The organism is Clostridium sp. AF50-3, from assembly GCF_003477445.1.
Taxonomy (GTDB): domain Bacteria; phylum Bacillota; class Clostridia; order Lachnospirales; family Lachnospiraceae; genus Otoolea; species Otoolea fessa.
The window spans coordinates 1-14,870 of record NZ_QUDH01000018.1; the positions used below are offsets into that span (position 1 = coordinate 1).

The following is a 14,870-nucleotide window of genomic DNA, read 5'->3' on the forward strand; positions in this document are numbered from 1 at the left end:
CCCACGGATTTCCCGGTCCTCCCGGGCGCGGTCCCGGCGGCGGACTCCATGGACGGCGCTCCTGCGCGGTCAGATTCGGCTCATCCGCCTCCCACACCATATATCCAGCGTTTCCGCCCTTCTGTTCGCCCCGAAGTGGTCCATACCATACATCATTTCCAGGAAGATGCGGCTGTATGCTGGTTCCCGCCAGATTCTCTTCTCTTTCTCCACCAGGAGAATCTATTTTCAGGGAATTTTCCACCATCGCCGTTCCTTCTTCTGTGGATACGGTGCCCACGTCCGCCGCCTTTATATAGTTCGTCAGTGTATCCGTCCTTTCCGTTCCAGCCGGATAAACCTTCTGCCATTTTTCCAGTGCCCGTTTTGTCAGTTTTTCCAGAAAGATCCGATCCGGATATTCATCATAGATGGGACTCCCCTCATACTCCAGCTCATCACAGACCGCTTCCACGCAAAGCTGCATCTGCTTACATGCAGCCGGATAAAGACTCTTAAAATATGCAAAATCCTGCATCGGACTGCCATTCCCCCTTAATTCAAGGCTTACATGGTATCCTATGCAGGATTTATGCGTATCATGTTATTCTCACGTACCGTTTTTCACGTTATCCTCTGCACAGCCGAATCAGCTGCACCATTTCGCAGTATCGTTCTCATGATGTTTTATCTTTTCAAATAATTCTGTTTCTTTAAACTGTTCCTCAAATTATCAAAACAGTTTTTCCGGGTACACGCCATCACGGATCAGCGCCCGGATCGACTCCGTCACGCTCTCCTTATCCTCACGGTAGGTCACACCAAACCAGCAGTCGTGCGTCTCCAGAAGTTTCACCCTTGCGCGCCCGTCGTGGATCATCTGATCGATAATCGTCGGAAGCAGGTACTCCGACTTCACGTCGCCCTCTTTCAGCCCCGCAAGAAACTCTGGAAATCCTTTTTCCAGCTCCTCCACAAAGCCCGGTGTGAGTCCCCACATATTCATCGATACATGCTGGTTCTCCTGAACCGAAACCGGATTCCCCTCTTTGTCCGTCGCCGTCATGCCGTCCGCTGTCTTCTGGATATTGTAGGTTTCGGTTACGCGTTTTAAAATCTCTCCCTCGCCCACCTCACAGACGCCGCGTGTCACGCCGCCGTTCTCGCTGAGCGTATTTGCCAGAATAAAGCCGCCCATGCAGATATCATACACCGGTGCGTTCACGTCCATCTGTTCCACCATGTATGTATGAATCTTTCGGAACACTTCTTTTCCATAATAATCATCCGCATTGATCACCAGAAATGGCTCTTCGACCAGTCCGCGAATGCTCAAAATCGCCTGTCCAGTTCCCCACGGTTTTTTCCGGTCTGCCGGGACACTGAATCCCTCCGGTACATCCGAAAGCTCCTGGAATGCGTATGTCACCGGCGCAATCTTCTCAATCCGGTTCCCGATCACTTCTTTGAAGTCCTCCTCCAAATCATGACGGATCACAAAGATAATCCGGTCAAATCCAGCTTCCAGCGCGTCATGGATAGAGTAATCCATAATGATCTCCCCATTCGGACCCACCGACTCCAGCTGTTTGATCCCTCCGCCAAAACGGCTTCCGATTCCGGCTGCCATAATGACAAGTGCTGTTTTTTTCATCTTCCCTCTCCTCGTCCGTATATTTGCTGCCATCTGAACATTATGTAAACAACAACATTTTTACTGCAATCGTATGTCCAGTATAGCACAGAACCCCTGTGGTTGCAATCATCCACAGGGGTTTCCATTTCCCCAACAAGGTATCATGGTTACCGTTCACGGGTAGGCACTTTGGGAACCGAAAGTGCCGTAAGAAAACGTGGTGGCAGCAGGAATTTGCCGTATTTAAATGCGAAGCCACGGCAAATTCCGTTACTGGGCACGTATGCGTGAACAGTAACTATCTGGGAGCACTTAATGGAACAGCGCCGTCACATTCGCCACTTCCTCCGCTGCCGCCGCACGCGTCAGGGACGATAAATCATAGAAGCAGTAACCGCTCACCTGTCCGGTTGCCCGTCCAGCCTGCACCTCGCGCTTCATGATATCATGATACCGCTGCCACTCCGGCACCTCGTTGCCGTCCACTGCATCTGTTCCGGTCTTATAGAGCGCCAGACCGACATACAGCTTCACATTGCCCTTCTTTTTCAGCGTCACCCACTCATTCAGGCAGTTTGCAAACGCATAGCCCGCTGCCTGGCCGTTCTGCTTCGCCTCAAATCCCCAGTAAATCTGCGGCATCAGGTAATCCACATAGCCGCTCTGGGTCATCCACGCATCCACATCTGTAAACTGGCGGGTATCTTTTCGGAGGTTCTGTAAATATCCCTCCGGGCTGATACCGAACAATGCCTGCGGACGGATCGACTTGACCGCACTATAAACGCCCCTTACCAGCTCATTGACATTATTCCGTCTCCACGCCGCCACACTCAGCGATGTGCCGCCCGCCTGGTACTCTGGATAATCAAACCATGTTTCCGCCTTGCTGTCATCGAGATTCGGATAGAATAATCATCAAAATGGATGCCGTCCACCTCATAATTCGTCACGATCTCTTTCACACCGTCAATAATCAGCTGGCGCACCTGCGGAATCGCCGGATTGTAATAATACTCACCATTCTGGCACAATACCCACCGGTCATTCGAACTGTCCCCGTCCTTCGCCCACGCGATCGCCGGATTTGACGCACACAGATCCGAATAACGGTTCAGATACCCCGTGATCCGGTACGGATTGATCCACGCATGAAGCTGCAAGCCCCGCTGATGCGCCGCCTGCACCGCATATGCCAGCGGATCATACCCCGGATTCTTTCCCTGTTTTCCAGAGGCAAATTTCGACCACGGGAAATACTGTGACGGATACATCGCATCTCCATCCGGGCGAACCTGTAGGAAAACCGCATTTAACCCCTTCTGTACACAGAGGTCCAGTGTCTGATCCATCGCCTTCTTATATCCAGCCTCATCCTTCGCCCATCCATTCCAGTCCAGATACGAAACCCAGACACCTCTCATCTCTCCACTTCCAGGACTGCCGCCCGATACCGGACCCGCATACGCCTTCGAAACCGGCAGGAACAACATCCCCACCGCCAAAAGAAATGCTGCCACCCAGCCGATCGCCCTCTGTACCTGCTTTGCCATGCAAAATTCCTCCCCTCATTTCCTCCTATTCTACCAAATATTTCCAATAAATACTTTACTTTTTTCTGTCTCTTTTATTTTTCCAATACACAGGGACGAGCCCGCGAGGTCCGAACCGCCTTTCATATATCTTTGTACGCATCTTGAACACAGGTGTCCGAACAGGGCGGACGCAGTCCGTCATGGGCGAACATCTGTAGTGAAAGCAAGCGAACAAAGGTATATCGAAAGGGCGGTTCGAACCTCGTGGGCTCGTCCCGTCATTTTCACAACTATGTGCAAAAAAACCTCCCCTGACAGCCCTAAAGCCGCCAGAAGAGGCATTTTCATCATCACGAACAAAGCTCCCGCTTCTCCTTATAATGATGCTTCTCCTCCAGCATCATATCCTTTACCTTCATCAGGCGGATCTGCGTGCTTCTCTCATTTTCATCCAGCTTCATCGTGATATATTTGATATTTTTGCGCGCCTCCGGAATAATTACGTGCTCCAGCGCATTGACTCTCCGGCGCGTTTTCTCGATCTCGGCTGCCATGAGCTGGCAGGCTTTCTCTGTCTCGGACAGCCGCAGCATATCCGGCAGAATGTCCGCCAGCGACTTGACTGCCCCGTCCAGATCGCTCGAAGTAAACGCAAATCCATACGAGTAAATATCGTTCTCATCCGCCGTCCGGGTCTTATAATGGAACACCGGAATATCGACGCTCATTACGTTTTTCTTGTCTGCTTCCAGATAAACCGCCTGTTTCGGCGCGGCAAGCGCGGTATTTAACGCCTGCTCGGACATCCCGGCTTTAGCGATGACGAAATTCACATTCGCACTCCGGATGCCCGCCTCCACTTTCTGGCGCAGCGCCATATTTCCCGGACCAGATCCAGGAACTGCGCATCAGCTCATCCCGCTTATCCTTCAGCAGTTTATGTCCCCGCGTGGCTGTCGCCAGCTTCTTTTTCAGCCTCGTAAGCTCCATTCGGGTCGGGTTGACCTGTGTCGATGCCATGCGTACCACCTCTCTCCTGCAATCACTTTGTCACAACAGATCCGCCAGCTCCCGCAGCCGCGTTATGACACGCCGCTTTCGTTTTCAAGCGCATCCGCCATGCACAGGCATTTTTACTCTTTCCCATAATACAGATCCAGATACTTCTCATCGATACGTTTCAGCTCGCTTCTCGGCAGGATGGAAAGCAGTTTCCAGCCAATCCGCAGCGTCTCCTCGATATCGCGGTCCGTATTGTAGCCCTGGGAAACATATTCTTTTTCAAAGGCGTCCGCAAATTTTGCATAGATTAAGTCAACATCGGACAATGCCGCCTCGCCCAGGATCACCATGAGTTCCTTTGCTTCCTTGCCGCGCGCATACGCCGCAAAGAGCTGGTTTAAGGTGTTCGAATGGTCGGCACGCGTCTTGCCCTCGCCAATTCCCTTATCTTTCAGACGGGACAGCGACGGAAGTACGTCAATCGGCGGTGTGATGCCCTTGCGGTACAGATCACGGCTTAAGATAATCTGTCCCTCGGTAATATATCCGGTTAAGTCCGGAATCGGGTGCGTCTTGTCATCCTCCGGCATGGTTAAGATCGGAATCATCGTGATCGAACCATTCTTGCCTCTCTGGCGTCCGGCTCTCTCATACAGGGATGCAAGATCCGTGTACATATAACCCGGATAACCACGACGTCCCGGAACTTCCTTGCGGGCAGCCGAAATCTCTCGCAGCGCATCCGCGTAGTTTGTGATATCCGTCAGGATAACGAGAACGTGCATATTTTTCTCAAATGCCAGATACTCGGCAGCCGTCAGCGCCATACGCGGGGTCGCGATACGCTCAACCGCCGGATCGTTTGCCAGGTTGATAAACAGGACGGTACGGTCGATCGCGCCCGTCTCCTTAAAGCTCTCGGTAAAGAAATGCGCTTCCTCAAAGGTGATACCCATCGCCGCGAAGACAACGGCAAACGGTTCGTCCGTGCCGCGCACCTTCGCCTGTCTCGCAATCTGGGCTGCCAGATTCGCATGCGGCAGACCGGACGCCGAGAAAATCGGCAATTTCTGACCGCGAACCAGTGTATTCAGACCATCGATCGCGGAAACACCCGTCTGGATAAACTCCTGCGGATAGCTTCTCGCCGCCGGGTTCATCGGCAGACCATTGATATCGCGGCGTTCCTCCGGCAGGATCTCCGGACCGCCGTCGATTGGATTGCCCAGACCGTCAAAGACGCGTCCCAGCATATCCTCCGATACGCCAAGTTCCATCGTTCTGCCTAAAAAACGCACCTTACTATTTGAAAGGTTGATACCCGTGGAACTCTCAAAAAGCTGTACCAGCGCATTGCCGCCGTCGATCTCCAGCACCTTGCAGCGTCTCTTTTCGCCGCTCGCCAGCTCGATCTCACCCAACTCGTCATAGGTAACATTTTCCACGCCCTGCACCAGCATCAGAGGACCTGCAACCTCCTGTATGGTTCTATATTCTTTCGGCATTTAGAATGCCCCCTTTCCAGCCGCATCGGCAACCTCTTTCGCAAGTTCATCGAGGACCGCCTGATACTCTTTCTCCACGTCTTCTGCTTTCGTATATTTAAAACGTCCGATCTGCTCGCGCACCGGCATCTTGATGAGATTCTGGATGGAAGCGCCGCCTTCCAGCGCTTTCTTCGACTGCTCATAGAACGCCAGCACCAGCTTCATCATGCGGAACTGTTTCTGCAATGGTGTATACGTGTCAATCTCATGGAAGGAGTTCTGATGCAGGAAATCCTCACGGATCGAGCGCGCCGCTTCCATTTTCAGGCGGTCGATCGGGGATAATGCATCCATGCCGACCATCTTTACGATCTCCTCCAGCTCTGCCTCTTCCTGCAGAAGGCTCATAAGACCCTGGCGGCAGCTCATCCACTCATCCGATACATTCTCATCAAACCATTTTCCCAGATTGTCCACATACAGGGAATAGCTGGTCAGCCAGTTGATCGCCGGGAAATGGCGCTTGTATGCCAGCGCTGAATCGAGTCCCCAGAATACCTTGACGATACGCAGCGTCGCTTGGGAAACCGGCTCGGAAATATCGCCGCCTGGCGGGGATACGGCTCCGATTGCGGACAGGGCGCCCTCGCGTCCGTCCCTGCCAAGGCAGATGACATGACCTGCACGCTCATAGAACTGTGCCAGACGGCTTCCTAAGTAGGCCGGATAACCTTCCTCGCCTGGCATCTCTTCCAGACGGCCCGACATCTCTCGCAGCGCCTCCGCCCATCGGGAGGTGGAATCCGCCATCAGTGCCACCGAATAACCCATGTCGCGGAAATACTCTGCGATCGTAATACCCGTGTAAATTGATGCCTCGCGGGCTGCTACCGGCATATCCGAAGTATTGGCAATCAGCACGGTCCGCTGCATCAGGGAGTGCCCGGTCTTTGGATCCTTTAACTCCGGGAACTCATTTAAAACATCCGTCATCTCGTTGCCGCGCTCACCGCAGCCGATGTAAACAACAATGTCCGCCTCTGCCCATTTCGCTAACTGATGCTGGATGACGGTCTTGCCGCTTCCGAACGGTCCCGGCACAGCTGCCACGCCGCCCTTGGCGATCGGGAAAAATGCGTCAACGACACGCTGTCCGGTGATCAGCGGTTTTATCGGCGGCAGCTTCGTCTGGTACGGACGTCCGCGCCGAACCGGCCATTTCTGCATCATCGTAAGCTCTTTTTCGCCGTTTTCCGTCTCAATGAGCGCTACGGTTTCCTCCACCGTAAATTCACCGCTCTTGATCTCTTTGACCGTACCTTTTACACCATACGGCACCATAATTTTATGCTCAATGATCAGCGTCTCCTGCACGGTACCGATGATGTCGCCTGCTTCCACGCTGTCGCCCGCTTTCACGGTCGGCACAAACTGCCATTTCTTATCACGCTTTAAGGACGGAACCTCAACGCCGCGCTTTAAGTTGTTGCTGCCCGTCTCCTTCATGATATCGTCCAGCGGTCGCTGGATTCCATCGTAGATACTCGTCAGGAGTCCCGGTCCCAGTTCAACCGAAAGCGGCACATCCATCGACTCTACCGGCTCGCCAGGTCCTAAACCGGAAGTCTCCTCATATACCTGAATCGACGCTTCATCTCCGTGAATCTCTATGATCTCGCCAATCAGACGTTCGTCGCTGACGCGGACGACGTCAAACATATTGGCATCCCGCATCCCGCTGGCGATAACCAGCGGTCCTGCTACCTTCTTTATCGTTCCTTTGCTCATTGGAAGGTTTCACCCACCTTTCTATCATGCATCTCCAAACAGAATATCCGATCCAACTGCCTGTTCCACCGAATGCTTGACCGACTCCACGCCTTTTCCCGTATTCCCGGAAATCCCCGGAATCAGGATCACGGACGGAAGCGGCTGTTCCCGGTAGCGTCGATGGCTGTCTCAATCCCGGCAGCCGCCGCCTCGGTGATATAGATCACCGCGTAGGAACCAGAAGCCAGTTCCAGAAATACTTTCTCCGTCTCATTTACATCGGACACCGGAAATGTCTCCAGTCCCAGCGCCGCAAATCCGTAGATGCTGTCGTAATCTCCGACTACTGCAACCTTATACATACATCTCCCTTATCCTTTCCCGAATCTGTTCCTCCTCAAGACCGTTCAGACGGGCGGTCAGGATGATACGGACCGTTTTGATCTCATTTTCCTTCGCCAGTATATAGGCAACCAGCGGTCCCGCCGTAAACGGGTTGTATTTCTGCGGCTTGATCGTCTCGATCAGCTGATTGTCACACCACCGCTCAAACGCCGACGGCGATTCCTTTAATGCCTGCGCGCCGCCCCCATAGCGGGTTCCTTCCAGATACTCGCAGATCGCGCCGACACCGCCAAGAGCCGCCTGTGACAGGCGCTCGATATTCAAGCTATCGCACGGTGCCATCGCGCGCCGCATAAAATCCAGATGTTTTCCCGTCTTCTGGGAGCGCACCGCTATCTTGATATCCGCCACCGCGACCGTTGTCTCGGCATAATCGCGGATGATCGCGTCGGACGCATTCTTTCCGCACTCATAGATAGCTGCGAGCGCCGACCGGTCAACAATGATATCGCAGAGCTGCCCGTCGCCCGTGTGCAGAAATGTCTCGCTGGCTTCCTTCGCCGCCTCCCGCATATGTGCCGGAAGCGCCTGCCAGTCCTTCTCCGCCACGATCTTCGACATCCGCGCGCCGTCCACCTCGCAGTCGTCAAAATAGACATTGCCGTGGCTGCCCGGCGCCGCTGCATCCTTGATCGCCGCCTTTAAATTGTGGTAGAGATCCCCGTAGGAAAGCACTGCCAGGATCGCGTCGTCGCCCTTCAAAAGGTCGCGGACCGTCTCCCAGGATTTCGCCTTCTCCCGGGTCAGGATCGCCTCCGCGCTGAGCGGTGTATCTGCATCCCCCCAGCCGTGTTCGGTCAGGAAACGCAGCGCCCCCTCGTAGCTTTTTACGGACAGCAGCTGTTCAATCTGTGCGGAGGAAAAAAGCCCATTTTCCAGTGCCCGGATCCGGGCGACCGCGTAGGCATATTTTGTATCAGACATATAAGCCCTCCTTACCTTCTCCCGCCGTTATCCAAACAGCATCGCATGTACCTTGTCCGCCAGCTCATCCCGCTGCGACGCAAACAACGCCCCGGCAGAACAATTTTCCTCGACACCGCCATACACCAGAACAAAGCCCCCGTCGATCTCCCTCGGTTCTTTTTTCAGTACCAGGCTTCCGCCCTTTTCCTGCGCTGCCTTCTCTATCTTTGCCGGAAAATCATCCGGCATCCGCTCTAAATCACGTTTTGAAACATAGATTTCTCCTGCCCGATCCGTCACGAACCGGGAAAGAAGCTGCTCCATCCATGCAAAATACGCCTCATCCGGCTTTGCCAGCAGCTCCTTGTGTGCCGCCGCAAGCATTTCCTCGATGATCGCCTGCTTTTCCGCAAGGATCGCCTGGCGCTTCTTTAGCGCCGCCGAAGAACGAAGCCGTTCCTCATAGCTTTTTTCACGCTGCGCCGCCGATTTCGCCTGCTCTTCCTCCAGCTTTTTTACCTTTTCACCGGCTGCCGCAAGAGTCGTCTCCGCTTCACCGGCTGCTTTTTCCCGAATCGCAAGGGATTCCTGCTTTGCATCGTCAAGGATCTGAGCAATAATCTTATCTAATCCATTCATACGCTTCACTCCTTAACTGATTTTGATTCTTTCCGCCGTGCCAGATTACAGTGCATTGATTGCCAGAATCGAAACCAGAAGTGCCAGAATCGCATAGGTCTCAACCATCGCCGGGAACAGCATCGCTTTACCAAACTGTTCCGGTTTCTTCGCTACGATACCGATGGAAGCAACCGACGTTCTTCCCTGATGTCTCGCCGATACCAGACCAACCACGCCGATCGGAAGGCATGCTGCCAGATATAAGAGTCCCTGGGAGATCGACATGCTCATGTCAGCGCCGCCGCCAAGAAGACCAATCTTAGAAAGAGCGATGAAACCAACCAGCAGACCGTAGATACCCTGGGTACCCGGAAGCAGCTGGAGCAGAAGCACCTTCGCGAATTTATCCGGATCCTCGGTTACGACTCCGGCTGCTGCCTGACCTGCCACGCCTACGCCGTAGGCTGAACCCATACCTGCAAGAATAACCGCCACTGCAACTCCCAACAATGCAAATACAATTCCGCTCATATTTAATCCTCCTTGATTTCCACGTATTTTGTTATCTGCTTAAACGGACGGAACGCCTTTCCGCCACCCTCATAGAACTTTCCGAAAAACTCGACGTACTGCAGACGGCAGGTATGCACATACGCGCCGAGCAGGTTGATCGCCAGGTTAAACAGGTGTCCGAAGCAGAATACCAGTATAAATACAATCACGCCAAATACATTATTTCCAACCATACTTCCCATCTGGTTGATAACCGATGCGATAACGCCGGTTGCCAGTCCGAGCGCCAGAAGGCGCGAGTAGGAAAGCACATCCGACACCCATCCGGTAATATTGTACAAATCATATGCGCCAAGCGCCAGCCGCAGGAGCGGATTCTTCTTGTCGCGCGCCGACATCACCAGAATTCCCAGCGCGCCCACGATCGCCATTCCCTTTGCCAGCGAATTAAGCACCGGCGGGAATACGATATTCATCTGCGCGATGGAACCAAACAGTTCCGTCGGAAGCAGCATCAGGATCAGCCCCAGAAGCAGGAGGTACCAGAGTACCACGTCGCAGATAAAATCCACAACCTTGCCATCCTTTAAGAGCATATATCCTTTCAGTCCCAGCCCCAGGAATAAGTGAATCACGCCAAATAACATCGAATAAACCAAAAGCTTCATCGGGTCATTTAGCGGGACAAACCAGAGCGCCGGTATCGTCACCGTATGTCCAAAATACGTCCGGCTCACGATGTCCACCGCATCTCCGAAATAACCGCCGAACATGACGCCCCAGAACAGGGTCGAAAGTCCGCAGTACATAAAGAGCCGCAGTGATTTCCGCAGGTTTTCTTCCATCCTTGGGAATTTCTTAAGTGCCAGGAAACACATCAAAAATACAATAAATCCGTATGCCGCATCTGAAAGCATCAGACCAAACAAAAATACATAGCACGCTGCCATGATGCCGGTCGGGTCCATCTCCCCCTTCGCCGGTAAGCCAAAGGACGCGGTCACGCCCTCCGCCGACGCCGCGAAGGTTCCGTTGGAGAGAAGCACCGGTGCTTCCTCATCCTCCGGCACATCTGAACTTTCCACTGCAAGTTCAAACCGGCTATTCAGCTTCTCCTCCAGTCCTTTCGCATCGCGCTTCGGGATAAATCCCGTGATCATACACGTTTTTTCCGACTGTAAGATCTCGCCGAGCGCCTCATACTTCTGTGCCCTCAGGCGGTAATAGTCGGATAACAATTTCAAATCTTCCCTCGCCGGAGCGCACTGTTTCAGTTCTTCTTCCGTCGCTGCCGCGCGTCCCTCATGCTCTGCCGCTTGCGCTTTGAGTTTCTTAGCGTAAGCTGCCGGAACTTCCTCCACCGGACGCGCCGGACGGGCAAATCCAATCGACCGGAGTGCTGTCTCCAGCTTCTCCTCGTCCTCTTTCAGGCAAATTACCGCAATGCAGGTCTGGTCGGCATCGCTTCCGACAACCTCCAGCTCCCATTTTTCAAGCTGCGGCTCCTGTTTTGCCACCGAAGCGTAAATTTCTTCCTGCGTATAAGCGCCTCCGCCGACCGCGCCAGCTAAGATAGCACACCGTTTCGTCTCCTGATACGCAAGTGGAATCTCCAGCTTCTGCCACGGTTTCAGGCTTTCCGCCTCCGCCAGCAGTCTAAGCGCCGCAGTCTTTTCCTCCGTGATCTGCTTTTGCAGGTTCAAAATGCGTTCCGCCTGACCTAAAAGCGCCTCTGCGTTCGCCTCCGTCTCCCGGTACGCGCCTGCCTTTGCAAGCGGCTTTCCGGCAAGCCCAGCAAGCATCGATGTTTCCTCCGGAACCACCGCGGCAAGCACTTCCAATGCGCGGTCCGCCGTCGCCGCATTTCGCTCAAACTTCTGCCGATCCTCCAGCGTGTCCGTCCGCTTAAATACCTCGTCCGGCTCCGCCTCCGCAGAGAGCTCCAGCACTCCGGCAGCCTGCAGAAACTCCATCAGGGACTTACGGTCCTTCTTCAGGGCACAGATACATAGCTTTTGCATCTGCAATACTGCCATATCTACATCCCTCCATTCACTAGACCAGTTCCGCTATGAGCCGGTCAACCACCTCCGGTTTCCGTCTGTCCGCCGTCTCTCTGAGCGTCTGACACTCCGCCTCGGCTTCTGCCAGTGCCTGTTTTACGTACTCCTCCCCTCTGAGAGTCAGTTCTTCTTCCTGCTTCACAGCTGCTTCTTTCCCCCTTTTCTGTGCATCTGCGAGCATTCGATCCGCTTCTGCCTCCGCCTCCGCCTTAACGCGGCGTGCATCCTCCGAAGCCTGCGCGACCAGTTCCGATGCCTTCGCCTCTGCGTCCTCGACCGCCTGGATCGTCTCCTTGATCATTGAACCACCACCTTTTCCCCTAATTTTTTTTCAACAATAATGCAATATCCTTATTATGTTTCACATCCTCCCATTCCATACAATTCGCTGATTCGAAGCATCAAAAGCACATGGAAAATAAATAAGTTTTCTCGCATTTGTATACTATTATAACTTTTTCAATCAGTTTTGTCTATTAAATGTTTTAATTTTGAAAAGATTATACATACATCTTAATTTATGAAAAAAAATTTCGGTTCTCATGAAAAACAGTGTTTGTTTCCACAAAAAAAGCTGCCAGACAATTGTTGCTCTTCCACAAACCACTGTCTGGCAGTCCCCTATTATATATTTATTTTTATGCGAGCCACCCGATCGAATTAAGGAAATAGACCCACAAAAAGATCGTCACAACCGAGGCGACCGTGCTCAACACGACAAACTGTCCCGCCAGCTCGCCGTCGCCGCCCATGTTCTGCGCCATCGCATAGGACGCCGTCGCAACCGGAGTCGCGTACATTTCAAAGTAAACAAAACGTTCCACACCGGAAAAGCCGAGCAGCGTCGCAACCGCCAGAATCACTGCCGGCAGGATCACCATCTTGACGGTCATCGACGGAACCACATATTTCAGATTGCCGCCGATCGCATTGAAATGCAGCGTTCCGCCCAGTACGAACAGTGCCAGCGGCGTTGTCAGATTGGCAAACTGCTTGATCGGTCCTTCCACGGAAACCGGAAGTTTAATCCCTAACATATGGAAGATAAAGCCCATGAGCGCGCCGCGGATCATCGGATTTTTCAGGATATTCTTAATCAAAACGAAAACCGGGACCTTGCCGCCCCGGAACAATTCCAGAATCACGACCGCCGTTATGTTGTAGACCGGAATCACGATCGCCACCATCATCGTCGCCAGCAGTGTTCCCTCCTCACCGAACACGCTGGTTGCCAGCGGAATGCCGAACAGGACGAAATTGCTGCGGTAAATCGCCTGGATGATAACGCCGCGCCGCTCATTTTCCTTTACCAGACGCGGAACCACAGCAAGCAGAACCGCCTGCAAAAGCAGCACGCTGATAATGGCGACTGCCACCAGGCGCAGATTTAATGTCATTCCCTCCGGAATGGAATACAGGTTGTTAAACATCAGAATCGGAAAGAATGCCTGAAAGATCACCTTATTCAGGCGCTTCATAAAATCCTCATCCGCCAGCCCCGACATCCTGACTCCATATCCAAATGCGATATAGAGCAGAAACGGAAGGACTGTATTAAGTGCAAATAAAAAATTTTCCATATAATTCCTGCCACTTTCTTCTTAATTGCTTTGTTCTGGACGCGGTTTCTATCCAGTCAGGCCGCACCCCTTTAATCACCAGATTTATTATATACCCCATCCAAGAAATCGACAAGAAAAATTCAAGCGTGCCAGCCTCATAAACACTTCCGAAAAAGTTTCGAATTATGTAATACTCGTTTAGATTTATTTTAGATATTGGTCAAAATATGGACACAATTATCCAGTATTATAATGGCATAACATCAATGAGGCAGATGACACTACAAGATGCGCGCAATCGTTATCTGGCTCGACTAACAACAATTTCCTTTATATAGATATTTCTTCGCAGTCTTTTATCCCCCTTCGGCTGTGAAGAACCCCCACCTTGGGTACAAAAAAGAGACGGTTTGACGCCGTCTCTTTTTATGTACTCTGCAAACTACCAGGAAAGCACCTCATGGCCATCCTCGGTTACCAGCACCTGAATCTCCCACTGGCGGATGCTTTTCCATCCTTCGTGTATACACTCCAGTCGTCATCGCCGTCCACGAATACTTCCTCGGTTCCCTCATTGATCATCGGCTCGATCGTGAACATCATGCCCGGTGCAAACATCATGCCGGTGCCTCTCTGGCCAATATATCCAACCCACGGATCCTCATGGAACTCGATGCCGACGCCGTGACCGCCAATCTCACGAACCACAGAATAGCCATTTTCTTCCGCATGCTTCTGGACCGCTTCCGCCATATCGCCCATGAAGCCCCACGGTTTTACCTGCTCCAGACCTAATTCCACACACTCTTTGACAACATCCACCAGTTTTTTATGTTCCGGGCTGACATTTCCGATGCAGAACATACGGGAAGAATCCGCATAATAGCCGTGATAAATGGTCGAAACATCCACGTTGATGATATCTCCATCCTTTAATACGACATCCGCTGACGGAATGCCGTGGCAGACCTGATCATTGATGGATGTGCACACGCTCTTCGGGAATCCTTCATAGCCAAGCGGCGCCGGGATTCCGCCCATGCGGGTCGTCTCATTATATACCCACTGATCGATCTCCTCGGTTGTGACGCCAGCCTTGATATGCTCAGCCACATAATCCAGAACTGCCACATTGATTTTGCAGCTCTCGCGGATCCCCTCGATCTGCTCCGGGGTCTTGATCATGTCGTGATCCGGAATCTGGTGTCCGGCATCCGCCGCCTCCATCAGCTTCTCGTCAAACGCCTCATGGCAATGTTTGTACTTCTTTCCACTTCCACACCAGCACAGATCATTTCTTCCTAATTTTTTCATCTTACTTTCATTCCTTTCGTCCTGCACTCCGGCAGCCCGTTTGTCACTTTCTAACAGGCGGGTCAGCCTGCTTCCCT

At 52.6% G+C, this 14,870-nt stretch carries 11 protein-coding genes and 4 pseudogenes; all 15 read right to left on the reverse strand.

The window, feature by feature from the left end; genetic code table 11:
- A pseudogene (locus tag DW085_RS15695) lies at positions 1 to 517 on the reverse strand (hypothetical protein); the annotation flags it as partial.
- Positions 518 to 712: 195 nt separating this feature from the next.
- Complete coding sequence (locus tag DW085_RS15700; RefSeq protein WP_118493572.1) at positions 713 to 1,633, reverse strand: sugar phosphate nucleotidyltransferase; 921 nt, start codon at positions 1,631 to 1,633, stop codon at positions 713 to 715.
- 294 nt (positions 1,634 to 1,927) lie between these two features.
- The gene (locus DW085_RS20240; protein ID WP_284525758.1) at positions 1,928 to 2,446 is read right to left on the reverse strand and encodes a family 10 glycosylhydrolase; all 519 of its coding nucleotides are present in this window, start codon (positions 2,444 to 2,446) and stop codon (positions 1,928 to 1,930) included.
- A 2-nt stretch (positions 2,447 to 2,448) separates the two neighbouring features.
- Positions 2,449 to 3,168 (reverse strand): family 10 glycosylhydrolase, encoded by a 720-nt coding sequence (locus tag DW085_RS20245; protein ID WP_284525759.1) that lies wholly within the window; start codon positions 3,166 to 3,168, stop codon positions 2,449 to 2,451.
- Positions 3,169 to 3,500: 332 nt separating this feature from the next.
- Positions 3,501 to 4,170, reverse strand: a pseudogene (locus DW085_RS15710) (V-type ATP synthase subunit D).
- 113 nt (positions 4,171 to 4,283) lie between these two features.
- A complete protein-coding gene (locus tag DW085_RS15715; protein WP_022358662.1) occupies positions 4,284 to 5,657 on the reverse strand; it encodes a V-type ATP synthase subunit B in 1,374 nt (457 codons plus the stop codon).
- A complete protein-coding gene (locus DW085_RS15720; RefSeq protein ID WP_118493575.1) occupies positions 5,658 to 7,427 on the reverse strand; it encodes a V-type ATP synthase subunit A in 1,770 nt (589 codons plus the stop codon).
- Between the two features lie 24 nt (positions 7,428 to 7,451).
- Positions 7,452 to 7,771 (reverse strand): annotated as a pseudogene (locus DW085_RS15725) (V-type ATP synthase subunit F).
- Positions 7,764 to 8,738 (reverse strand): V-type ATPase subunit, encoded by a 975-nt coding sequence (locus tag DW085_RS15730; protein ID WP_107000827.1) that lies wholly within the window; start codon positions 8,736 to 8,738, stop codon positions 7,764 to 7,766. Before DW085_RS15730 ends, DW085_RS15725 begins: the two are co-directional and overlap by 8 nt.
- A gap of 27 nt (positions 8,739 to 8,765) precedes the next feature.
- Positions 8,766 to 9,359, reverse strand: a complete 594-nt coding sequence (locus DW085_RS15735) for a V-type ATP synthase subunit E (protein WP_118493578.1) — start codon at positions 9,357 to 9,359, stop codon at positions 8,766 to 8,768.
- A 45-nt stretch (positions 9,360 to 9,404) separates the two neighbouring features.
- Positions 9,405 to 9,872, reverse strand: a complete 468-nt coding sequence (locus DW085_RS15740) for a V-type ATP synthase subunit K (protein WP_022358667.1) — start codon at positions 9,870 to 9,872, stop codon at positions 9,405 to 9,407.
- A 2-nt stretch (positions 9,873 to 9,874) separates the two neighbouring features.
- Positions 9,875 to 11,890: a V-type ATP synthase subunit I gene (locus tag DW085_RS15745; RefSeq protein ID WP_118493581.1), complete on the reverse strand. Its 2,016-nt coding sequence runs from the start codon at positions 11,888 to 11,890 to the stop codon at positions 9,875 to 9,877.
- Between the two features lie 19 nt (positions 11,891 to 11,909).
- The gene (locus DW085_RS15750; protein WP_107000830.1) at positions 11,910 to 12,218 is read right to left on the reverse strand and encodes a hypothetical protein; all 309 of its coding nucleotides are present in this window, start codon (positions 12,216 to 12,218) and stop codon (positions 11,910 to 11,912) included.
- Between the two features lie 337 nt (positions 12,219 to 12,555).
- Positions 12,556 to 13,497 (reverse strand): AEC family transporter, encoded by a 942-nt coding sequence (locus DW085_RS15755; RefSeq protein ID WP_022358670.1) that lies wholly within the window; start codon positions 13,495 to 13,497, stop codon positions 12,556 to 12,558.
- Positions 13,498 to 13,921: 424 nt separating this feature from the next.
- A pseudogene (locus DW085_RS15760) lies at positions 13,922 to 14,793 on the reverse strand (methionyl aminopeptidase).
- Between the last annotated feature and the right edge of the window lie 77 nt (positions 14,794 to 14,870).